Source organism: Litorisediminicola beolgyonensis (assembly GCF_042679605.1).
Lineage (GTDB): Bacteria > Pseudomonadota > Alphaproteobacteria > Rhodobacterales > Rhodobacteraceae > Litorisediminicola > Litorisediminicola beolgyonensis.
Map to the genome: position 1 here is coordinate 26,492 of NZ_JBHTMU010000021.1, position 22,360 is coordinate 48,851.

The following is a 22,360-nucleotide window of genomic DNA, read 5'->3' on the forward strand; positions in this document are numbered from 1 at the left end:
GAATGGATCAGATCATGTCGCTCCACCTGGTTCCGCGCGTTCTGCGCTATGTAGAAGCCGTCGCCGAGAACGGCTCGATCCAGGCAGCTTCTCGGGCGCTCGGCATTTCCGCCTCCGCCATCGACCGGCAAATCAAGCTTCTGGAGGACAGGCTGGATTTGCAGTTGTTCGACCGGCAAAGTACGGGAATGGATACGACCGCCGCGGGCGAGATGTTCATCGTGCTGTCCCGTCGCTGGCGGGCGGACGAGAACGCAATCCTGTCGGATGTGAAGCAGATGCAGGGCGTCGATCTTGGCCTTGTGCGGCTGGCCACGATGGACAGCCTTGCAAACGGGCCGTTGCCTCGGCTGCTGGACACGATCGCGAACGAGTTTCCACGCGTTCAGATGGAAGTGGAGATCATGACGCCCGACGACGCGGTCGCGGCGCTCAACGACGGACTGGCCGATCTTGCGCTGGGGTTCAATCTCAAGCCAGCCCGTGACCTACACATACTTTGGACTGCGGACCTGCCCCTCGTCTGTGTCTGTGCGTCGGATCATCCGGTCGCGCGCATGTCATCTATCCAGATCAAGGAAGTCAGGGCTTATCCCCTTGTCGTTCAGAGCCGTGCACTGGCCATCCGTCGCATTCTGGAAGCGCATCACACATGGCTCTTTGCTGACGCACCGCCGCCGCTGGTCACGAACTCGCTGCAACTTCTCAAGCAAATGGTTGCCGCGGGTACGCATGTCGCCTTGACGTCGGAACTTGATGCGGCAACCGAGTTGGCGTCCGGCAGATTGGTGGCGATCCCGATTTCTGATGCCAACATTCGCAACCAGACAATCAGCCTCGCGGTCAGCGTAAAGCGCTCGCTGCCGCGCATCTGTACGACAGTTTCCAAAGCACTCATTGGCGAAATATCGGCGATAGTTCGGGAAGCATGCCGAAGTGCCGACTGACACAGCAGTCTCTCCGATTTGCTGCTGATAGGCACTATCCCGGTTCCAGGAGACTTTTAATTTCTGTTTTTGCTTCAGAAACCTCTTTGTGAGCTTCGACCGGCCTCGAGACCTGAAAAGACACCAGGCCGGTAAGCGGTTGCGGATTCACTGGAGGCTTCGCTCAGTATCCTGCGCCGGTTGTTAGACCAGCGTTCCAGTGTTGGGGAAAAAGCGCATCGAAACACCGGCAGACAGCACGAGAACTGTGCAAATTCCGGTTCCTGATCTCGAGTCGACCGAAACACCGCCCACTGCCTGTCTTTGCGCGAGCGAGAGTAGCCAAGAACAGGCAGAGCACCTATTCTTTGCACTGTACGGTAGCCCGTCTCGCAGGCGAGCCCTATGAAGGACGCAGAACGTAATGAACGCAGCCACCGAGGCAGCGCGGGTATCTACTGCCCCTATGGAGGAATGGACACATTCCGTCACTCTATCAACTGCTTAACCGCTTGAGGTGTGCGGTTTGTGTGCAGCGCAATACTAAGGTCCGCAGGGCGCGACAAAGCAGCCATGTGCGCAAGCGCAGCGAATTCACACTTTGTCCGCACAGCAGACGTCGGCGAACGGCGCAGCGAACGTCCGCTTTCCGCCCGTCTTGGCCGTTGGCTGGGACGGCCGGCAAGAGTGACGGGGGCGTTCTGGACGCTCACATTTCCCGATCATTGAGGCAGTTTCTCAACTCCACATTTCGCGCATCCGCGCCTTGATATCCATCGTATTTATCGTCGGTGGAGTGATACGTGCGAGGCCTCTCGGCGCAGGCGCTATCTGATCGAAATGGCCGAGGATTTGGTCTGGAAGAAAGCGGCTACGCATAGCGTAGACGTGGCGGTTTTGTAATTTACCTTGGCCAGTCTCGTAGAAGCGCAACGGCTGGTGGAGGCTGAGATTGTCTTTTGCTCGGGTCATGGCCACGTAAAGCAGGCGGCGCTCCTCCTCGATCTGCTCCGTGGTGCCGGTGGCGAGGTCAGAGGGGATACATCCGTCAACGACATTCAGGACGTGGACGGATTTCCACTCCATGCCCTTCGCCGAATGGATTGTCGACAGAATCAGATAGTCTTCGTCTTTGTGCGGGTCGCCGGCATGGCCTCCAGTCGCGTCAGGCGGGTCGAGTGTCATCTCTGTCAGAAAATCCTCCAGCGACGCAAATCCGTATGAAATTTGCTCCAGTTGCAAGAGGTCCGGCTTGCGCATCTCGGCGTCCTCGAACATTTGCTCCATGCGTGGCTCGTACCAAGCGCGAACCTGCGCAATTTGGTCGGGCCACGGCGTAGAACTCGACAGAAGAGTGACGAAGCCCGGCCAATCTTGGTGGGCTGCTTTCGGTGGAGCCAATGTCGCCAGTGTAACGTGCGGTTCGGCGCTCTCAGTCAACTGGTTCAGCATCTTCCCGGCGGATTTCGGGCCGATCCCGGGTAAGAGTTGCAACACCCGGAAACCAGCGACCTGGTCACGCGAGTTGCGATGAAATCTGAGAAGGTTAAGGACGTCTTTGACGTGGGCCGAGTCCAGAAATTTCAAGCCCCCGAATTTCACAAACGGCACATTTCGACGTGTCAGTTCGATCTCAAGCGGGCCTGAATGGTGCGACGTCCGGAACAAGACGGCTTGTTCAGTCAAGCGTAGCCCACGCTCGCGATCCTCAAGAATCTGATCGACGACGCAGCGGGCTTGGTCCGCTTCGTCCTCGTTCGTCACAAGTCGGGGCCGCTCAGACGAGTTGCGCTCGGTCCAGAGGTCTTTGGTAAAGCGGTCTCGCGCTTCGCCGATGACGGAATTCGCAGCGGCGAGGATAGTCGCGGTTGAGCGATAATTTCGATCAAGAGTGATGACGTCGGCCTTTGGCGCGAAGGCGTCAGGGAAATCCAGAATGTTGCGCACCGTTGCGGCGCGGAAAGCGTAGATCGATTGCGCATCGTCGCCGACGACGCATAGCCCTCGGCCGTCTGGCTTCAGCGACATCAGAATACGCGCCTGGAGTCGGTTGGTATCCTGATATTCGTCGATCAGAACGTGATCAAAGAAGCTGCCGAGAAAGGCGGAAAAATCCGGGTCTTCCATGATCTGTGCCCATGCGAGCAGTAGATCATCGTAGTCAAGTACGTTCTGAGACTGTTTCGCTTGGACGTATCCACTAAACAGTCCTTTCAACTCGTCCTCCCACGTTGCGCACCACGGGAAATGCACTTGCAGCACGTCCGCCAGCGGGGTCTCCGAGTTCACGCATCTTGAGTAGATGGATAGACATGTGCCCTTGCTCGGAAACCGGGTATGTGTCTCGCTCAGTCGTAATTTGTGCCGGACCAGGTTCATCAGGTCTGAGCTGTCTTCGCGGTCGTGGATGCTGAACTCGGGATCGAGCCCAATGGCTAGCGCATGATCTTGGAGCACCTTAGCGCCAATAGAGTGAAACGTGCCCGCCCAATCCAACGCGTCGACCGGATAGGAACTCCCGATCCCGGCGAGCAGGTTTTCTACACGGGCTTTAAGCTCCTTCGCGGCACGCCGCGAGAAAGTCATCAAGAGTATTCGGCGGGGGTCCGCTCCGAGTGCCAGCAAATGTGCAACCCGGTGCGCCAGTGTCCGTGTCTTGCCGGAACCTGCACCGGCGATAATGAGCAAAGGCGGGGCAGGGCGGGCCGTACCATCCCCAAATGTGACTGCCGCGCGCTGGTGGTAGTTTAGTGTCTCGAGATACTTTTCGTTCACCGCTCGGCCTTTCCAGAATCTGCCCTTGGCTGATCAGATTAGCCCGGAAAGAACAAATTAAGAACATTTTTCGTCTAATTTTTGTATCCGGAGTGAGCGCGCTTCGCACCGTGCAGTGTGCCACGAGTTCGACATAAGCCAAAGCGAGCCCCCGCAACCATCGTTACTTGCCTAACGCCCGCGCTAAAGCCGCGGGCGTCGGCATGTCCGGCCTCCCCGCACAAAGACAGGATCGCCCCAAGCTCCCCATAGAGCTCCAGCGCATGCCCGTCCTCCTCCGGCCGCGCCGCGATCCGCTCGATCAGACCCCGCAAAACCTCCCCCGCATCGCTGCGGATGTCGTCACGCGTCAGCGCGTCCGCCAGGTCCGTGATCTTGCGCTTGTAGATCTCGGGAAGCCGCGGGTGCAGCGCCACCGGATCGATCTCGGGCTGGGCCGAGAGCTCAGCCTCGAGCCGCGCGCGTTCCGTCTCGAGCCTGTCCATCTGCTCCTTCATCGACGGATGAAACATGCCCTGCCGGATCGCGGTGACGATATTGTCGATCTCGCGGGTGGTCCTGGCGAGGGCGGCATCGGCCTTGTCGCGGCTGGCGATGGCGGTGCTGCGCTCCTTCTGCCATTCTCGCTGAAACTCCGCCACGAACTCGGCCAGCAACTCCGGCGCCATCAGCTTGTGACGGAGCCCCGAGAGCACGCGATCTTCAAGCTCGGTTCTCGGAATCGTCCTGCGGTTTTTGCAGGTGCCGCGGTTGCGGGCGGCCGAGCAGCCGTAGCGGGAGGCGCTGACCATGATGTAGCCCGCGCCGCAGCACCCGCAGGTGACGAGACCCGACAGGAGATAGCGCGGCCGCCGGGCGCGTTCGGTATGAGGTGCGGCCGGGTCGCGCAACCGTTCGGCGATCAGGTCGTCGCGGACGGCGCCCTGGCGTGCCTTCACACGCTGCCAGAGCGCGTCGTCGATGATCCGCAGATCCGGGAACTCTTCGATGATCCAGTCTTCCGGCGGGTTGGGTCGGGCCTGGCGCTTGCCGGTCACCGGGTCCTTCATGAAGCGCTGACGGTTCCAGACCAGCCGACCGACATAAAGCTCGTTGTTGAGGAGCCCGGTGCCGCGCTTCCAGTTGCCCGAGATGGTCGAGAAGCTCCAGGTGCCGCCGCGCGGACCCGGGACGCGCTCGGCATTGAGCCGCGCCGCGATGGTCCGGGCGCTCTCGCCCCTCGCGTAGTCCTCGAACACCCGCACCACCACCGATGCCTGATCGGGATCGATGCAGCGATCGCCGTTGCTCATGGTGCCATCGGGCAGGGGACGTCGATCGAGCGCGTAGCCGTAGCTGATACCGCCCGCGGATTTGCCCGCATGCACGCGCCCTTCGAGCCCGCGATGGGTCTTCTGCGCGAGGTCCTTGAGATAGAGCGCCGACATGGTGCCCTTGAGACCGATATGGAGCTCGTTCATCCGTCCCTCGGCGACGGTTCGGATCTCGACCCCGGCATAGACCATCTGTTTGTGGAAGGCCGCGACATGTTCCTGGTCCCGGCTGATACGGTCGATGCTCTCCGAGACCACCACGTCGAAGCGGCCCGCGCGCCCGTCTTCGAGCAGCTTCTGGTAGCCCGGGCGCAGATGCGTGGCGCCCGACATCCCCATATCGGCGTAAATCTCGGTCTCGTCCCAGCCTTCCGCCGCCAGCATCTTGCGGCAGACCCGCACCTGGTCCTCGATCGAGGCCTCCCGCTGCAGCGACGAGGAGAAGCGGGCATAGATCGCGGCGCGGGTCATCGGGCGGCTCCCTTCATATCGGCGATGAGGCTGGCGTAATCTCGGCCCGCCTCGATCGTCTGCGCGTGGATGTAGTGCTTGTCCGCCGTCCCGAAACTCCGGTGGCCCAGAATGGGCCGGATCAGCTTCGCCGCCTGCGGAGAGATTCGTGCCAGCGTCGTCGCCGCCGCGTCCCGGAAGAAGTGCGGTGGAACGCGGATGCCGGTCATCTCCTTGACGCGGGTCGCCACGCAGGGACCGATATGGTCGTAGCTCATTGGCACGCCGTTGCGATTGATCCAGAGATGGCTCCAGGGCTCGGTGCTACGTTCGAGAAGTAGCGGGCGTGCCTCGTCGACATATTGCCGGAACACCGGCAGCACCTGTGGTGGAAGCTCCGCCTCCCAGGGCAGCCCGGTTTTGGTCTGTTCCTCGGAAAGCGCGATCGTGGCACCGGCGGCGTCGATGAAGATCGATATGCCGATCTCCAGCTCTGCGAGGGATCGCCGCCGGATCGGCATCATGGCCAGAAGGGCGATGATCGCACCGTCGCGGATACGCGTTGCACGGAAGAGCGCGCTTGGCGTCGCGTCGGCGTGGTCGGTGGCGAGGCGAATACCGGCCTCGAGCAGCACCTGGCTCGACAGGATGCGACCGTGTTTGCGCTTCTGAAAACCCCGCTTGGCCAGGTACTTCAGGCCTTTGCGAAGCGCCTTGTGCTCGGACCAGTCGCAGGTCGGATCATATGCCGTCAGGATGCGCAGCACCCCGTCGACGAACATCAGTTGCATCATCGGCTGCGTGTGCGCGAGGTCCTGAAGCCAGTGTCGGAGGCGGGCAATCTCGGCGCGATCCGCGGGCGGATGATCCAGAAGCTCCGGGTACGTCGTCGCGATCCATTGGAGCCAGCGTCCGTATCGGCTGATGAGCGTCTTGCAGCTCGTCTCGCGCAGATGCGCAAGGGCTCCGCGGTCGTCCAGCGGTCCGCCCCGGAGGCGAAGCCGGGTCCACATGGTCCGATCCGTCTCCGGCCAGTCTTCGATGGGAAGAGTGAGGCTCATGTCGTCGCTCCCTTGAGCGTGCCGATCAGATTGGAATAGACGCGCGCGGCCGACCGGGCCTCCATGCCGGAATACATGTTGATCGTGTGGCTGACCTCGGAATGCCCCAAGAGGCGTTTTGCCACCTCGTAGCCGCCGGGATTTGCGTCGAGCCAGGTCATCACCGCGAAATGCCGGAACCGATGCGCGTTCATCTTGAGCCCGGTCTCTTTCCTGATCCGCTTGGCGATCCGACCGGAGAGGGCTCCGCGATCGACACCGCGCTCTCCGGTCCGCTTCGGAAACAGGAAGGTGGTGCCCGGTGGGCAAAGCAGGGGTGTGCGGGTGGCCAGGTGCTGGTCGAGGTGCCGGACGACGTCCGACGGCAGTTCGAACTCGATCGGGCGCCCGGTCTTGGTGTCCACGTCTTCGAGAACCAAATACACCCGGGCGCTGGATATGCACGTCGAGCTCCAGTGCCGCGAGGTTCTTGATGCGGATCGGGGCGACCAGCAGGATGGCGATGGCGAGCGCGTCCTCACGTGCCAACGCCGCCGTCTTGCTCGAGGTGGCGTCAAACGCGGTCTTCTCGAAGATCGTCTCCGGAAGGGTCAGGAGTCTCAGCTGGTTCTCGGGCTGCTGGAGGGCGCGAAGCCGCTCGCGGTTCTTGGGGGTCATGCCGACGGGCTTGTCCCGGTCGACCTTCTTGGCCAGACCGGCAATAGCCTCCCGGATTGTCTCGGGCGCACCGGTCAGCCGTGCAAGATTGCGCAGGAGCCCGGCAGTGTCGCTGATGTTCTGATTGGTCTTGTTGCCGGTCCTCGAGAGCATCTGCCGCAAACCGCGTTCCGCGGTGGCCGGACCCAGAAGTGACGCCACTCCGGTGAGGTTGCTGGCACCCATCCCGGAGTGGACCAACTCCGAGGCGAAGCGCAGCGTCTGATAGCGGTACTGCCTGATCGTGTCCGGTCTGAGCCCGGGCGACGGCTCGCCGGTGGCGAACGGATCGGGAGAGGCGAGACGGTCCAGCAGGCTCTCGAGCTCCGAGGTGAAGCTCTCCGGGAAGCTGTCAGAGGGCAGGGCGATCACCTTGCGCTCCGACGGACGCACGAGGGCAATGTCGGGCCAGCCGGGAACCTTTGCCCTGGCCTTGTTCCAGCCACTGACCGCTGCCTTGAAACCATTGTCGGGATCCTTGCTGATCTCGTTCACGCGGAGGGCATCGCGATAGGCCTCGGCATGGGCGAGGGTGACGTCGCCCGGTCTGACGCCGGATCGGCTGAGGAAATGAACGAACCGGCACAGCGCCGAGTTCAGGCTGTAGTCCTTGAGGTCGAGCGCCGCCCGCCAGAGGAGCTGCCAATCGGCGGCAAGATCCGTGATCCGACGCGCGCGCTTCTCCACGATGCCGAAGGCGACCATGGCGGACCGGACATTGCTGACGGCATTCGTCCATGTCTTCGCCATGATGCCGAGTTCTGCGTGCGACACCTTTGCGAGCCGCGGGCGCAGCCATCCGCCGTCACAGGGAATATCGCTCGGTGGAAGACCGTGAGCCTTGGCGACACGCTTCAAGCCGGAGACGAAGTCTCGTTGGCGGGTCTCGCTGAGCGTCCAGTCGCGTTCCGCTTTCTGGATCAGGTCGGCGAAGCTGATCGTGTCCGCGGGAACGAAGGCGCGATCGATGGAAATGGGGCTGTGGAAGGTCATCGGGAGAGGGTCCTTTAGGTCGTGACGGGTCTCGGGCGGACAAGGCGGGACAGGGGTCCCGATTCGGGATCAGGCTAGCATGAAAAATCCGCAATTTTAGACGCGGGCCTCTTCCCGAAATCTCGTATCCATCTGTTTTTAATGGACATTGCGGGGCAGGTAGGGTCAGTAGGTCTGACCCCGCCGATAGCGCGCGTGGGCCTCTGGATGGATGCGGATCAGCCGCCCCTTGGGGCCGACCCTGAGGGCATCGAGCAGCCCGTATGCGATCGCGCGGCGCACGGTCTTCTCGGAGACCTGGTCGAGCCACGCGACGTCGCTCACGGTCAGGAGTGCGTCATTGGGTTTGGTGTTCTGGTTCGTGTCCCGCATCGGGGATCTCCTCGGTCAGATGTGACTGGAGACACGCCTCCCGCGCCGCTTGCCGTGCCAGGAGGCGGACAAGCTCCAGAAGACCCGGATGCGGGGTCGCCCGCGGCTCAGTGGAGTTGGAAGTCGGTTTGGTCAGACGTGTCATGCCCCGACCATGCGTGGGCCGGGGCAGGGCTGACCAAGGGGGTCAATCGCGCAAAATCGCGATCGACCAAATTTTTTACGCGTCTTCTTTGGCCGGGTTGCCGAAGATTGGCGGCATGTCCAGTTCGGTCCGCTCCTGCATCGTGCCGTCGTCCCTTTGGATCAGACCCAGCTTCAGCCGTTCAGCCCGTCGTTCCGCTTCTCGTGCTTCCTTGGCTTTGAAGCGTTTGATGTCTTCGTAAATTGTGTGACCGCTGAGAGTGACAGATGGGTTCGTCAATTGTCTTCCGACCCATTGCACGAATTCGATGAGCTTCCCGGTGCGGGGATCTCCGATCTCGTCAGGGCGGGTCGTAAACGTCAGCGCGCGACCGGCGTCCCGCCATGTGTAAAAGCACTGATCCGCAACTCTGCGGGTGCGCTGGTCCGTCACCCTTCTTGCGTCATCGGGAGCGATGAGCGCCACGGCACCATATGTCTCGTTTAGCTTCTTAATTGCGTCCCGCAGCTCCTTGCAGGACACGCCTGGATCGTGTGCCATGGCCCGCGTGGCTTCGAGATGTCCCGGGTCTTCCTCTGACGCGAAAAGATTATCAACCGTCTCGAGGGCTTCGATGACCTTAGCGAGCTTCTCTTCGTTAGAGCCCATCTGCCTCAGTGCGTCACGAAGCAGCTTGCACCCGGCTTCCACCGCTTTGTCGCGGCTCACCGGGATCATGCAGACCTCGGATTCGCTATCGAGGCAGTTGCCTACGCAAATCGAGAGGCCTCTCGCGTCCTCTTCCGAAAAGCCGAAACGCTCCATCAGCTCATCAAGCTGTTCCGCGTCGAACGCGCCGCGTTCATCGTAATCTTCTATGATCCAAGGTCGGACTTTACGTGTTCCGTCCTTGTGTGGGTAGATCGTGTAATTCTCGTTCGCCAACATGCGCTTCTCCTGTGTTCTTGCTCTGTTCGAGCAGCCTGCGATGGAAACAGGATCGCGCAACAGCGGGATCCGGGTATTTTGTTTGCGTTTGTTCTTTTTTTGGGGAGGTGCTCTGCGGTGTTCAAAGGCGGGAAGAGGACGTTCGCTGCGGTCAGAACGAACGACCAGTATGGGCAGAGAGCCGACTTTCGCTGCAGGCGCAAAAAATTGGTGGCACGCCCAGCGAAGCAGTCGTTCACATCAGGTCCTATCGTCGAGACCGAACCGGCCTTTCGCTGCGCCCGTAACTAGGCTCAGGACCCATTGATCTGAGCCGAAGGGCATGATTCACCGCACGAAAACAGAGCGGTGATATGTCTAATCTCTTCTGGCTGAGCGATGCGCAGATGGCGCGTCTGGAGCCCTACTTCCCGAAGTCCCATGGCAAGCCGCGCGTTGATGATCGGCGTGTGTTGAGTGGGATTATCTTCATAAATCGTAACGGCTTGCGATGGCGCGATGCTCCTGCCGCATACGGCCCCCACAAGACGCTCTACAATCGTTGGAAGCGGTGGAGCGACAAGGGCATCTTCGCGAAGATGATGGCGGGACTGGTTGCCGAGCACGGCGAGAAGAACACCGTGATGATCGACGACACCTACGTGAAGGCTCACCGCACGGCGTCCAGTCTAGGCGTAAAAAAGGGAGGCGCCGACCGCAGCAATCCATTCCCGGACCGCCTTCGCGACGAACTCCGGGCCGTTGTCCGACCTGATATGATCGGGCACGCCCCGCAGGATGAACTGGTCCGAGAGCACATCGATGACGTCGATCGATCGCAGCCTTCGGTCGATCCGGATCGCTAGGCACTCCGGGTGAACTCGTCGATCAGGTTGAGCATGCGGAACTTCCTTCCGTCGTGGGTCCGGTGCTCGACGAAGTCGTAGGACCAGACGTGCTTCGGACGCTCGGGCCGTAGACGGATGCAGGACCCGTCGTTGAGCCAGAGTCGGCTCTTCCTCGGTTGCTTCTGGGGAACCTTGAGCCCCTCCCGCCGCCATATCCCTTCGACTATTAACCAGCAGGCGATTTGCACAGCAAATCTGCCGGGAGGGCCGCTTTACTTTCACCCCCAGCCAGCCTTCCGAAGGAGCGCCGTGATGCGCCGGTACCCGTAGCGCCCGTACTGGGACGCGAGAGCAATGATGTCCGCGGTCAGCGCGTCTTCATCGGCTCGTCCGCGCGGGAACTTCCGTTGGGTCGACCGATGCTGGCCGAGGACGCGACAGGCAAACCGTTCCGAGACGCGGAACTTCTGCCGGACATGGTCGATGCAAGCACGGCGGCGGGCGGGGCTCAACAGTTTCCCGAGGCAGCCTCGCGCAGGATGAGCTTCTCAAGCGTCAGCTCGGAGACGGCCTTCCGGAGCCTCTCGTTCTCTTTCTCGAGCTCCTTGAGCCGCTTCACCTGGTCGGTCTTCAAGCCGCCATACTCCTTGCGCCACCGGTAATAGGTGAACTGCGTCACGCCGATCGCGCGCACCGCCTCGGCCACCGACTGGCCCTGCGATACCAGCACATCGACCTGCCGGAGCTTCGCGACGATCTCTTCGGGCTTGTGCTTCTTCTGGGGCATTCCTTCGTCCTCCATCTGGCTCGAAAGCCTACTTCAGAGAGGACCAATTTTCAGGGAGCAGGCCAAAGCACGGCGCCCCGCCATTTCGACGGTTCCGTCACGGGCGGCGGCATTTTCGAGAAATTCGACCCGATGTGACGCGCGTCACAGGCACGGCGCGGGGGCCCTTGTAATTCGGTGTCAGATACCCTGTCCCGGAGCCCTGCCATGAGTGCGGAATTTCTTGATTTCAGCGACGGTTCCGGCCCGGAACGGGTGCCCGAGGGCAGCCGCGGGCTGTTGACGCCGCGCCAGCATCAGGTGCTCGCCTACCTCGCCAAGGGATTCACCAACTCTGAAATCGGCGACATCCTGCAATGTTCCGAGGGCACGGTGAAGAACCATGTGGCGGCGATCCTGTCGCGGCTCGAGGTCAGTAACCGCACCGAGGCCGCGTCAGAATGGGTGCGGCGGAACGGGCGCTTTGCCGACGCGCGGGAAATGCCCGCCGTCGCCATCGAGGCAACAAGCGCAGCCTGCACGGAGCTTGCGATGATGTTGCGCGGCGCGCTGATCGCCGATGGCTTCCGGATCGCCGCCGCCGGGGAACGGGGCACGCGCGACGCGCGCGTCCTGCTGATCCGGCGCGAGGATCGGACCTATGCGCTGGTCGAGGTGACCGGGCATGGCCTGGCCGTCGCCATCGAGTCCGACGCCAAGGACCCCGAGAACCTGCGGCAGACCGTTCGGGCGGTCGTCGCCCTGATCGGCACGGGCCTTGCCTGAGCCGCCCCTTGCCGCCCGGCCCCGTGCCGAACGGCATATTGAGAAACCACCTGCGTTCCCGCCAATACGGCCGGCGCGCTGACAGGGAAGAGGAGTACGCAAGATGGACCGTTCGATCACCTTTCAAATCTCGGGCCTCGATGACATCCGCATCACGGTGACCGAGCTCGACGACGGTTCGCTCTTGATCGACGTCGTCAACACGGCGGGGGGCGCGCTTGACCTGCGTGCGCTTTATTTCGACCTGACCGGGGCAGAGACACTGACTGACGGGTTGTCGCTGAGCGGTGACGACGTTACCGCCTACAAGCTTGGGGATGGCGACATCACCAATGTCGGCAGCGGCACCACGATCTCGGGGATCGTGGTGAACGAGTTCGGCGCGTTCGACGTGGGCGCGGCACTGGACACGGGCGGTTTGTCGTCGACAAGTTTTATCCTGTCGCACGACACCCTGTCGCTCGACCTCGACATGCTGTCGCTGGCGGATTTCGCCGTTCGCGCCGAGGGCGGCGAGCCCAAGCTGGGCGATACCTCGACCCTGGCGCTTCTGGCTGCCGACGACGCCTGGGAGATCGACGAGAATACCACGTCCGGGCTGGGCAACCTGCTGGCGAACGACCGCCAGTCCAGCGGGCTGCATGTCAGCCAGCTGGCGGCGGGCGGCGCGGCGTTGCCGGTCGGCAGCTGGGCGCAGATGGTGACGGAAGGCGGGCGCACCGGGTCGGTCCTGGTCGACGCCACGGGCGCGCTGCACTTCGATGCGGCGACGGGTTTTGACGATCTGAACCTGGGCCAGACCGACCACATCACGCTGCAATACAGCACGACCGATGCCAATGGATCACGCGACTGGGCGACAGTCACACTTACCGTGACCGGCATCAACGACGGGCCGCATGTCGCGGCGCCCCTGGTGGCGATCACGGATGAGGACGCGGCCGCGCAGACCATCGACCTGCTCGCCGGGGCCGTCGATGTCGATGCGGGTGCGGTTCTGACCACGCAGTCGCTGGTGGAAACCTCGGGGCAGGGGGGCTGGAGTGCGCAGGGCGATACGGTGACCATCGACCCCGCATATTTCAACGCGCTGGCCGAGGGGCAGACGGCAGAGCTGGTGTTCGCCTACGAGGTCGCGGACGAACATGGCGCGACGGTGCCGCAGACCCTGACCGTCACGGTCGAGGGGCGCAATGACGAACCGACCGTGGCGGCCGCTCTTGCGCGCCGGGTCTCGGAAGAGGACGCGGCCTTTGCCGTCGATCTGCTGGAAGGCGCGGCGGACGTGGACACGGGCGCGACGCTGTCGGCGTTGGGCCTGGTCGAGACGGGCGGACAGGGGGGATGGACGCTTGACGGCGACCGGATCGTGATCGACCCAAATTACTTTGACGACCTGAACGATGGTGATCTGGGCACGCTTAGATTCGCCTACAAGGTGTCCGATGAGTTCGGCGCGATGGTCGATCAAACGCTGACGATCGAGGTCGAGGGCTATACCGACGCGCCGTTGATCGAGGTCGAGGTGCGCGCGGCGCAGGACGGGGCCGGCGCGAACGTGGTCGAGCTGGTTGTGACCACCGAGCAAGCCCGCGACGAGGCGATCGCGCTGCGCTTTTCTGGGATCCCGCAGGGCGCGCGGCTGCTTGACGCCTCGGGCCAGGATGCCGCGCCGGGTGTGGCCGACGCGCTGGGTGTTACCATCTATCGGCTGGAACTGCCCCTGGGGACGGACGTGCCCGACATCACCGTGACCGTGGTGGGGCTGGAGCCGGACGGGACCGAGATCGGCACCCGCGACGCGGTGGTGGCATTGGGCTATGACGCGACGACGACGACGAACCCGCTGGCGTTTTTCGCTGACGACGTGGACCTTTGGGGGTCGGGCGACGAATTCTCCTACTCGGTGTCCGAATACATTCCGCTGCTGGGTGGGGGGCGCATCTACTACGAACTGGTGGGCGCGGCATCGCAGTCGGGGCAGGTCTTCCTCGACCGGGACGAGATCAAGTGGATCCCGGACGGCACGTATGACGGGCTGTCGGTGGGGCAGACGGCGACCGAGATCGTCAGTTTCACCTATCGCAAGATGATCGAGGACGCGGATGGCACGCTTGTGTCCGATCCGGCTGCGCCGGAACTGACCGAGACCTTCGAGGTCACGGTGACCGGCGGGGTCTTCGGTCCCGAGTTTTCGGGCGAGCGGGTGAAGATGCGCGACGAGGCGGTGATCCTCGATCCGCTGCGCACGCTCGACGTGCTGGACAGTCCGCTGTCGACCGGCCTGCTGGAACTGGTCGACGTCGATTTCAACAGTGACGACATGTTCGCCTCGGTGATCGACCCGCTGGAGGCGGCGCGCGACGCCTTTGCCGCCGAGCTGGTCAAGGAAGAGCAGAAGCTGGCGCGCGCCCAGGCCGATGTCGACGCGGCGGCCGAACGGTTCGATCTGCTGACCCAGCTGACCGGCGATCGCGCCGAGGTGCTGCTGCGGCAGGTCGCCTATGACGCCGCCGCCGCCGCCGCCGATGCGCTGGACGGTGCACTGAGTTTCCTCGAGGACGCGGTCGATGCCGCGCAATCAGTGCTGAACACGGCACGTAGCGAACTGAGCTCGGCCAACCGCGCGGTTTCGTCCGCCAAGGCGGCGTATGACGCGTCGGTCACGACCATCTTCGGCGTCAAGGTCGGCGATCCGATCAAGTGGTCCGCCTACAAGGGCGCGCTGACGTTGAAGGAAGGCGCGCAGTTCGCGGTCAATCTGGCGATCAAGGGGCTGGATCTGGCCGAGGACGCGCTGGAAGAGGCGCGCGCGGATCTGTCCGCCGGGTTTCTGGAGCAACAGGAGATCAACGCGCGCAACGCACTGAACGCCGCCAAGGCCGACATGGCGGCAACCGAAGCGGCGCTGGAGACAGCGGGCTATTACCCCGACGCCTCGGCCCTGAACACCGGCGATCTGGCGCTAGAACTGGCCGAAGCGACCGGCGAGCTGACCTTGGCGCAGGGCGAAGTGTTGCTGTACGAGGGCACCACCTTTGGCCTGACAGTGCTGCGCGATGCGGCGCAGGGCGCCGTCGACCTGGCCGAGGGTATCATCGCCACGACCGATTTCCGCGCCCAGCTTTACGCCGCGGTCGAGGCCTATGCGCAGGCCGGGTTCCAGTTCGATTTCGCGATCTCGGGCGGGTCGATCGACGCGCAGGTCGATTATGACATGACCACGATCTCGGGATACAACGCCGCGACCGACGTGCTGTCGATCGAGGTGGCGTTGCAGAACATGACCACGGGCGAGGATGTGGCCTTTTCCACCGCCAGTCCGAACGTGCAGATCTACGCTGGGCTGCTTTACGACATGGGCGCGAATTTCGAGTTCATGGCCGACTTCTTTGCGGCCATCGCGGGCAGTGTTCTGGCCGACCTGTCGCCCAATTCCGACGGTCTGCGCATCACGCCTTCGCCCAACATTCAGGGCGCGCTCGATTTTATCGACTTCGACTCGCGAGACGGGGCGGAGATCGAGTTCGGCGTTTCAAGCGGCGGCGACATCAGCCCCGATTTCCTGACCTTCAGCGTCGGCATCCCGTCCATCGAGACGCTGGGCCGGGCCGAAGAGCCCACGACCCAGTACTACGAGGAGGGCAGTCTGATCGCGCTCGACTTCGGCGAGCTGCTGGGCAGCTTCCAGAACCTGCTGGAAGCGCGGATCGAGCTGAGCCCTGAGGTGAAGGCGCTGCTGAACCAGGCGGGCGTCGACCCGGCGGACCCGGCGGGCGGTCAGTTCATTGAGGCATTCGTGCAGGCACTGGGCGTGGTCTTTGCCTCGGCCACCGGCGCGGGCGATCTGGACGGCGACGGGACGGTGCCGTTGTTCATCCTGGACGGGACCGACGACACCGCAGGCGCGCTCTTGCACATCAACGCCTTCCCCGACGACCTGAGCGGGATCAACGAAGAGACGCTGGGGCAGTTCGGCTTTTTCACCGCATACGGAGAGAGCGACAGTTTCGTCAAGGTCACGCTCGACGTCGACCAGTTGGTGGCGACGCTGATCAACCGGGCCTCGGCCAATCCGACGCAGGTGGTGCTTAATCCCTTCGACTTGGAGCTGGATTTCGACGACTTCTTCAGCACGTCGGAGGCCAGCGAGGAAGAGACCGGCGCCATCGTGGAATGGTTCGACCTCGACCTCAACGCCGAGCTGGCGGACCTCGACGTGTCGGCCGAGTTCAACTTCAACCAGCAGTTCACAATGGCGGTTGACGAGTTCGACTTCATCTTCACGATGGAGGACGGGACGGAGTTCACCCAGACCGCCGGCGCGCCGATGCTGAACATCGAGAAGGCGAGTCAGTACGACGCCAACGGAGACGGCCGGATCGACTATTCGCTGGGGATCACGCCGCGCGCGGAGTTCTTCAACGACACCGAGGTGGGTCTGGGCTTTACCTACATGCTCGACCTCATCAAGACGAGCCTGAACGCCGGCATCAACATCCCGCTGGAGAAGATCTTCGGCAGCAGCGTCGGCATACTGGGCCTCGAGGCGGACACGCTGGAGTTCGACTTTTTCAACAGCGCGGTCGGTCCGGTTTTCCGCGTGCAGGGCGATGTCGACGCGGCCACGCTCGACGTGTTCGAGAAACGCTTTGCCATCGACCTGGGCGAGACCAGCGTCGAGCTGAGCGCCGAAGGCGTCGCGCCCTTCGACCTGCCCGAAACGGACGTCCTTTTGCTGGCGTGACGCCGTGGCGCGGCGCGGTCGGGCGCCGCGCCGCCGTTGACTCGGACCCGCTTGTCGATGAACCATTGCTGGGGAGGATCGAGCCGATGATCACGCGTATCGTGCTGTCCGATCTGCATGCAGGTGCCAAGAGCAGCCTGCTGTCGCATGTCGACCCCGGGGGCCATCCCGCGGAATGCGATCCCCGCGACCCCAGCTCGATGACGACGGCCTTTGCCACGGCGCTTGGCGCGTTTCTGGCCGAGGCGGGATCGCGCCCCCAGCTGTGCCTGCTGGGCGACCAACTCGACCTGCAGTTCTCGCCCCGCACCCGCGCCTTCGCCTCGGCAGAGGGCTTTCTGCGTGCCCTGAGCGGCACCGGATGTCTGCAACCGCGCATCCTGGCCACGGCGGGCAACCACGATCACGCGCTGTGGACGGAGGCCCGGCTGGGATTCGAGCGCCAGACGCTCGAGACGGGACAGGGTGATCCGGTTTATCTGGACGCCACCGGCGCGACGGAGCAGGGCGGCCCGGCGGTCGCCGCGCCGCTGTTGTCCGCGCTGGCGCGGCGGGCCGGGTTCGACGGCGCCGACATGCGCTATCCCAACATCGCCTTCGGCGCGGGCCAGCGCGCCGTCATTCTGCATCACGGTCATTTCTGCGAGGCGCCCTATCGCGCGGTCTCGACGATGCTCGACGCACTCGGCACGGCGCGACCGCCGCTCGACGCGGGCCGACTGGCGGCCGAGAACGCGGGCTGGATCGACTTTTTGTGGGCCACCTTCGGCGACGCGCGGGAAATGGGCGAGGATGCCGAGGATTTGTATCAGCGGCTGCTGACCTCGGCGGGCTTCCGCACGCTGTCGGATCGCTGGTCGCGGATCGCGGGCGACGCGCTGGGCGAGCGGTTGCCGCGCGCCGGCGACCGGGACTTGCGCAGCATGCTGCGCGCGGGTCTTCGGGTCGCGATGGACGCCACGCTGGGCCGGTTCCGCGACACCGCGCGGGACGGCGAAACCACGGCACTGGCTGCGGCGGAGCGGTTGGAAATCGCGCGTTACCTGACCGACATCTGCCTGCCTCAACTGGCTGACGAGACGGGCGCGACGCGGCCGCCGGGCGATGTGACCTTTGTTCTTGGCCATACCCACAAGCCCTTTGCCAGCCGCGTCGCGCTGCCTGGCCGCGCGCCCGTCACGGTGTGCAATACCGGTGGCTGGCCGCTGAACGGTCCGAGGCTCGACAATGCCGAGGGCGCGGCGATGCTGCTGATGGACGACGCGCTGAACGTGGCGCTGCTGCGGCTGTTCAAGACACCCGACAACGGTGTGGTGCCCTTGGCGCATATCGAAATGCCGCACACGGATGACGCCGGCGCGCGCCGTTTCCGCGACCGGATCGCGCGGTGTTTCGCGGCGACGAGATCGGCCTGGCAGGAGGTGGCCGATGTGGCGGGTCGGGAATATCTCGCCCGCCAGCGGATGCTGCTGCGGCTGACCGGGCGGAGTTCTGATGCCGGCCGCGGGATGGCCGCGGAATGACCGAGGCGCGGATATCCGAGCCTTTTGCGCGGGCGGGCGACGACCACGACTGGCTTGTGATCGGATCGGGTTATGGCGGCGGCGTCGCGGCGTCACGCCTGGCGAGGGCCGGGTTTTCGGTGACGGTGCTGGAGCGCGGGCGCGAGGTCCGGCCGGGGGAATACCCCGAGACCGGGCCCGAGGCGGCCGCGGAAATTTCGGTCACTCTCGGTGAGAGTGGCGAAACGGTGGGCGCGCTGTCGGGTCTGTTCGATCTGCGCATGGGCCGGGATGTGAACGTGCTGGTTGGCAACGGGCTGGGCGGAACCTCTCTGATCAACGCCAACGTGGCGCTGGAGCCCGACGACACGGCGATGCGTCACTGGCCCGCCGTCTATCGCGAACCCGGCGCGTTATCTCCGTATTTCGAGCGCGCGCGCGAGATGCTGGGCTCGACCCCATATCCCGACGGCAGGACACTCCCCAAGCTCGAGGCGCTGAAGGCGGTGGCGGCGGGGCTGGACCGGCCTTTCCACCGTGTGCCGGTCAACGTCAGTTTCGAAGAGGGCGTGAACATGGCGGGCGAGCCGATGCGCGCCTGCATCGACTGCGGCAATTGCGTGTCGGGCTGCAATGCGCGGGCCAAGAACACAGTGCTGGTGACCTACCTCGCCGATGCGCGCCGACGCGGGGCGCGGCTGTATGTCGGGGCGGAGGTGCGACGGATCGCCCGGGCCGAGGATGGCGGATGGCGCGTGACGGTGCGGGACATGGACGACGGCAGAGACCGGACGCTGCGCGCACGGCGGGTCATCCTTGCCGCAGGGGCGCTGGGGTCGACCGAGATTTTGAGTCGCAGCCGCGACGATCCCGATGCTCCGCTCAACCTGTCGCCGGCGCTGGGTGAACGGTTTTCGGGCAATGGCGACGCCTGGACCTTCGGCTACAACGCCGACCTGAGCGGGCGGGACGCGGATCGCCCGCCGGTCTATCCTGTCGGGCGCAGCGACGCGGTGGGCGACGGCCCCTGGGCCGCGCCGGGGCCTTGCATCACCGGCATGATCGACATGCGCGCCGATGGTGGGTCCGGGGGCGACACGATCCTCGAGGAAGGTGTCATGCCCGGCGCCTTCGCCACCGCCTACGCCGCCGCCTTTCCGGCGATGGCGGCGCTGATGGGCGATCCGGCGCGCTATGGCGATCTCGGCACCCGGCTGACCGATGCGGCGGCCTTGGGCGACATGCTCAGCCGCCACCCCGAGCGTCTGGCCGCCAGCGTCTATTCCGGGCCGGTGTCGCGCACGCTGGCGTTTCTGGTGATGGGCGAGGACGCGGCAAACGGACGGCTTGAGATGCACGCCGACCGCGTGCGCGTGGCCTGGCCCGGCGGCGGCGACGATCCGTCGCTGAAACGCGGTGCGCGAATGGTGCGTGACGCCTGCGATGTGGCCCGCGCCGAATTTCTGCCGATGCCGTTCTGGCAGGACGCCTTTGGCCGGCGCACGCTGACGGTGCATCCGCTGGGCGGCTGCGCCATGGCCGAAAGCGCCGAGACCGGCGTGGTCGATCCCGACTGCCGGGTGTTCCGGGGTGACGGCGGGGTCCATGAGGGACTTTATGTCTGTGATGGCGCGGTCGTCCCCGGGCCGACCGTGACCAACCCGCATCTGACGATCACAGCCGTCGCCGAACGCGCGGTCGACCGGATGGTGGCGGCGGCGGGCGGGCGCATCGACCTGTCGCCGACGCCACCCGATGACACCGCGCCCGAACCGGCCGAGTCCGTGCGCGCCCTGCTGCTTGATCTGCTTGACGAGGCGATCAACGGTCTGGCGGCGCTGGTGGCTCATGCCGAAACCGATCGGCGCGGGCGCTATGCCGCGCGGCTGACCATGGCGTGGCGCAGGCTGGGCCAGATGCTCGATCCGGTGCCCGTCGCCTCTCAGCATCGGCTGATGTGGAAGCTGGCCAAGCGCAGGCGGAGGCCGATCGCGGTCGACCTGCTGACACAGGCGCTTGGCATTCTGCGGCCAATGCGCGGCGCGCTGGCCGAGGGCGACCTGGCCGCCGCCGTCGCGCATGTCGAGGCGGCACTGGGCGACATCTCTCCGCCCGTGTCCTTCCCCGAGCGGATGACCGGCCACCTGTCGACGCTGGCGGCCGGGGACGACCCCCCGTCTGCCGATGCGTTCCGGCTGGCCTGTCACGGGCCGGTCAATGCCACGCTGGAACGGTGCGAGATCGCGGCCCCGAGCGTGCGCCGCGCCGTCGAAGCGCCATGGGAGGCCCGCATCACCAATGGCGTGCTAAAGGCGGAGGCGCTGGGCGGGCAGTATCGGATCACGGGCCGCTTCGGGTATCTGGTGCCGATCGCGGACGAGGTCGACGCCCGGGCGATGCGCTATGACGGCACGTTGACCGCCGAGCCGGGCACGACCGGGCCGCGCACACTGATTTTCGAGGGCATGAAGCGGGTGCAGTATCGCGCGAACGCCCACTGGTGGCGCGATCTGACCGAACTGTTCACCACCATCCGCGACGGCGATCGCGTGGTCGCGCGCGGCGTGTTGACCGTTGGGCTGGAGGACTTGGTGACGCAGAACCGCGACCTGACGGTGCGGTACGAGACGACGGAGATGAGGGCCGCGTGGGCCCGGGTCTGCGCCGCCTTCGGTGCCGCGAGGCCCGAGGCGCTGCCCGGCGTGATGCGCGACCCGGCGGTCCGCGCCGACGCGGTCAAGGGGGCGTTGCGCGCGTGGCGGGCGCGCAGGGCCTGCGCGGCGGACAAGCTGGCCGATCACTATCGCGGGCGCATCTTCGCCCGGATGGGCGAGGTGGTGTTCCGCGGTTACGGCGGCATCTACAGCTACATGGCCAACTTCCATGCCCGCGATGCCGGCGATGCCCTGCCCGTGCCGAAGGGTCTGCCGCCGGCCGAAATCCACCATCCGCGCGTCGGCGACGGGTTTCTGAAGCTGACGCGGTTCCGGGGCAGTCGGCGACCGCGCAAGGGGCCCGTGGTTTTGGCGGGCGGGTTCGGGACCAAGGCGATCTCTTTCGCGATGCCCACGCTTGACGACACGCTGGTGCATCAGCTGGTGACGGCGGAATACGATGTCTGGCTGTTCGACTATCGCGGCAGCGGCGAGATTGCGTCGAGCCTCGAGCCGTTCACGCTCGACGACGTGGCGCGCAAGGACTGGCCTGCCGCGCTCGACCTGATCGAGCGTGTGACCGGGCGGGGGGATATTCGCGCCGTCGTGCACTGCATCGGGTCCATGACACTTTTCATGGCGATCCTCGCCGGGGAGCGCCGGATCACCGGCATGATCGCGTCGCAGCTGGCGGCGCATCCGGTGACGAACTGGTTCAACTATGCCAAATCCGACCTCGGCATCGCGCAGGCCGTGGCGCACGGCGTGCCGGAGCCGATGATGGGGATCGTCCGCGCGCTTGGCCTGGGCAGCGACGCGGAAGAGATCGCCCGCCGCGGGCTGCGGGTGATCGACCCACGCTCCCCCGGCCCGCTCGACCCCGGGCAGGTCTTTGGCGCGACGCTGGACGGCGCGCTTTATGGAGTGCCGAGTTTCAGTCCCGTCGCCTGTCAGAGCCCGACATGTCACCGGATCAACGCCATCTTCGGCCCGAGCTATCTGCACGACCAGCTTGACAGCAGGACGCATGACGCGATCCGGCATGTCTTCGGCCCGGTCTCGACCACGCCATTCGTGCACATCGCGCGGATCTTCGGCACCGGTCACCTGGTGGATGCATCCGGCGCCGACACCTATTCGGGCGGCGTCGCGAACCTGGCATTTCCGATCCACTTCATCGCCGGGGCGCAAAACGCCGAGATGCTGCCAGAGGCCACCTTGCGCACGATGGCCTGGCTGATCGACCGGAACGGGCAGGGCGGGGGGCCGCCGCGCTATGGCCGGACTGTCTTTCAGGGCTATGGGCACATGGATTGCTTCATCGGCCGGAGGGCCGCGCGCGATATCCATCCGTCGCTCGTGCGGATCCTGGACGGGTTTTAGTGGCAGAGCGGTCCGGAGATCGCCGCTGGGTCGCCGT

Annotated in this window: 12 protein-coding genes and 2 pseudogenes; 7 read left to right on the plus strand and 7 right to left on the minus strand. The window is 64.6% G+C overall.

Going from position 1 to position 22,360, the window contains the following annotated elements:
* Positions 1 to 2: 2 nt before the first annotated feature.
* Positions 3 to 947: a LysR family transcriptional regulator gene (locus ACFQ4E_RS12540; RefSeq protein WP_386804058.1), complete on the plus strand. Its 945-nt coding sequence runs from the start codon at positions 3 to 5 to the stop codon at positions 945 to 947.
* A gap of 717 nt (positions 948 to 1,664) precedes the next feature.
* Here the strand turns inward: ACFQ4E_RS12540 and ACFQ4E_RS12545 are convergent.
* From ACFQ4E_RS12545 to ACFQ4E_RS12560, 4 genes are all read right to left on the minus strand, one after another.
* Positions 1,665 to 3,701: an ATP-dependent helicase gene (locus tag ACFQ4E_RS12545; RefSeq protein ID WP_386804060.1), complete on the minus strand. Its 2,037-nt coding sequence runs from the start codon at positions 3,699 to 3,701 to the stop codon at positions 1,665 to 1,667.
* A 74-nt stretch (positions 3,702 to 3,775) separates the two neighbouring features.
* Positions 3,776 to 5,485 carry a recombinase family protein gene (locus tag ACFQ4E_RS12550; protein ID WP_386804062.1) on the minus strand — a complete coding sequence of 570 codons (1,710 nt, stop codon included), beginning with the start codon at positions 5,483 to 5,485 and terminating at the stop codon, positions 3,776 to 3,778.
* Positions 5,482 to 6,525 carry a tyrosine-type recombinase/integrase gene (locus ACFQ4E_RS12555; protein WP_386804064.1) on the minus strand — a complete coding sequence of 348 codons (1,044 nt, stop codon included), beginning with the start codon at positions 6,523 to 6,525 and terminating at the stop codon, positions 5,482 to 5,484. Before ACFQ4E_RS12555 ends, ACFQ4E_RS12550 begins: the two co-directional genes overlap by 4 nt.
* Positions 6,522 to 7,046, minus strand: a complete 525-nt coding sequence (locus ACFQ4E_RS12560; protein WP_386804066.1) for a tyrosine-type recombinase/integrase — start codon at positions 7,044 to 7,046, stop codon at positions 6,522 to 6,524. Before ACFQ4E_RS12560 ends, ACFQ4E_RS12555 begins: the two co-directional genes overlap by 4 nt.
* 697 nt (positions 7,047 to 7,743) lie before the next feature.
* Between ACFQ4E_RS12560 and ACFQ4E_RS12565 the strand changes: the two genes are divergently transcribed.
* Entirely contained in the window at positions 7,744 to 8,232 is a 489-nt protein-coding gene (locus tag ACFQ4E_RS12565) for a hypothetical protein (RefSeq protein WP_386804068.1), read from the plus strand.
* 147 nt (positions 8,233 to 8,379) lie between these two features.
* Here the strand turns inward: ACFQ4E_RS12565 and ACFQ4E_RS12570 are convergent, their stop codons facing one another.
* Together ACFQ4E_RS12570 and ACFQ4E_RS12575 are read right to left on the minus strand one after the other, a co-directional pair.
* On the minus strand, positions 8,380 to 8,586 hold the full coding sequence (locus ACFQ4E_RS12570; protein ID WP_386804070.1) for a DNA-binding protein: 207 nt from the start codon (positions 8,584 to 8,586) through the stop codon (positions 8,380 to 8,382).
* A 220-nt stretch (positions 8,587 to 8,806) separates the two neighbouring features.
* A complete protein-coding gene (locus ACFQ4E_RS12575; RefSeq protein ID WP_386804072.1) occupies positions 8,807 to 9,658 on the minus strand; it encodes a hypothetical protein in 852 nt (283 codons plus the stop codon).
* Between the two features lie 353 nt (positions 9,659 to 10,011).
* On the opposite strand from ACFQ4E_RS12575, the pseudogene ACFQ4E_RS12580 reads away from it, so the two are divergent.
* Positions 10,012 to 10,356 (plus strand): annotated as a pseudogene (locus ACFQ4E_RS12580) (transposase); the annotation flags it as partial.
* Here ACFQ4E_RS12580 and ACFQ4E_RS12585 read toward each other — a convergent pair.
* Positions 10,333 to 11,272, minus strand: a pseudogene (locus tag ACFQ4E_RS12585) (IS3 family transposase); the annotation flags it as partial. The pseudogenes ACFQ4E_RS12580 and ACFQ4E_RS12585 overlap by 24 nt on opposite strands.
* Positions 11,273 to 11,479: 207 nt before the next feature.
* On the opposite strand from ACFQ4E_RS12585, the gene ACFQ4E_RS12590 reads away from it, so the two are divergent.
* The 4 genes from ACFQ4E_RS12590 (at position 11,480) to ACFQ4E_RS12605 (ending at position 22,323) form a co-directional block, all read left to right on the plus strand.
* Positions 11,480 to 12,037 (plus strand): response regulator transcription factor, encoded by a 558-nt coding sequence (locus ACFQ4E_RS12590; protein ID WP_386804074.1) that lies wholly within the window; start codon positions 11,480 to 11,482, stop codon positions 12,035 to 12,037.
* 103 nt (positions 12,038 to 12,140) lie between these two features.
* On the plus strand, positions 12,141 to 16,784 hold the full coding sequence (locus tag ACFQ4E_RS12595; protein WP_386804076.1) for an Ig-like domain-containing protein: 4,644 nt from the start codon (positions 12,141 to 12,143) through the stop codon (positions 16,782 to 16,784).
* An 86-nt stretch (positions 16,785 to 16,870) separates the two neighbouring features.
* Positions 16,871 to 18,307 (plus strand): hypothetical protein, encoded by a 1,437-nt coding sequence (locus tag ACFQ4E_RS12600; RefSeq protein WP_386804077.1) that lies wholly within the window; start codon positions 16,871 to 16,873, stop codon positions 18,305 to 18,307.
* Complete coding sequence (locus ACFQ4E_RS12605) at positions 18,304 to 22,323, plus strand: GMC family oxidoreductase N-terminal domain-containing protein (protein ID WP_386804079.1); 4,020 nt, start codon at positions 18,304 to 18,306, stop codon at positions 22,321 to 22,323. The genes ACFQ4E_RS12600 and ACFQ4E_RS12605 overlap by 4 nt, the downstream gene beginning before the upstream one ends.
* Positions 22,324 to 22,360: the final 37 nt, after the last annotated feature.

Bases quoted from the DNA above. Each gene is read 5' to 3' on its own strand.
- ACFQ4E_RS12555 (WP_386804064.1), bottom strand. From the start codon at position 6,525: ATGAGCCTCACTCTTCCCATCGAAGACTGGCCGGAGACGGATCGGACC.
- ACFQ4E_RS12570 (WP_386804070.1), bottom strand. From the start codon at position 8,586: ATGCGGGACACGAACCAGAACACCAAACCCAATGACGCACTCCTGACC.
- ACFQ4E_RS12540 (WP_386804058.1), top strand. From the start codon at position 3: ATGGATCAGATCATGTCGCTCCACCTGGTTCCGCGCGTTCTGCGCTAT.
- ACFQ4E_RS12605 (WP_386804079.1), top strand. From the start codon at position 18,304: ATGACCGAGGCGCGGATATCCGAGCCTTTTGCGCGGGCGGGCGACGAC.
- ACFQ4E_RS12550 (WP_386804062.1), bottom strand. From the start codon at position 5,485: ATGACCCGCGCCGCGATCTATGCCCGCTTCTCCTCGTCGCTGCAGCGG.
- ACFQ4E_RS12600 (WP_386804077.1), top strand. From the start codon at position 16,871: ATGATCACGCGTATCGTGCTGTCCGATCTGCATGCAGGTGCCAAGAGC.
- ACFQ4E_RS12590 (WP_386804074.1), top strand. From the start codon at position 11,480: ATGAGTGCGGAATTTCTTGATTTCAGCGACGGTTCCGGCCCGGAACGG.
- ACFQ4E_RS12575 (WP_386804072.1), bottom strand. From the start codon at position 9,658: ATGTTGGCGAACGAGAATTACACGATCTACCCACACAAGGACGGAACA.
- ACFQ4E_RS12595 (WP_386804076.1), top strand. From the start codon at position 12,141: ATGGACCGTTCGATCACCTTTCAAATCTCGGGCCTCGATGACATCCGC.
- ACFQ4E_RS12565 (WP_386804068.1), top strand. From the start codon at position 7,744: ATGGGCGAGGGTGACGTCGCCCGGTCTGACGCCGGATCGGCTGAGGAA.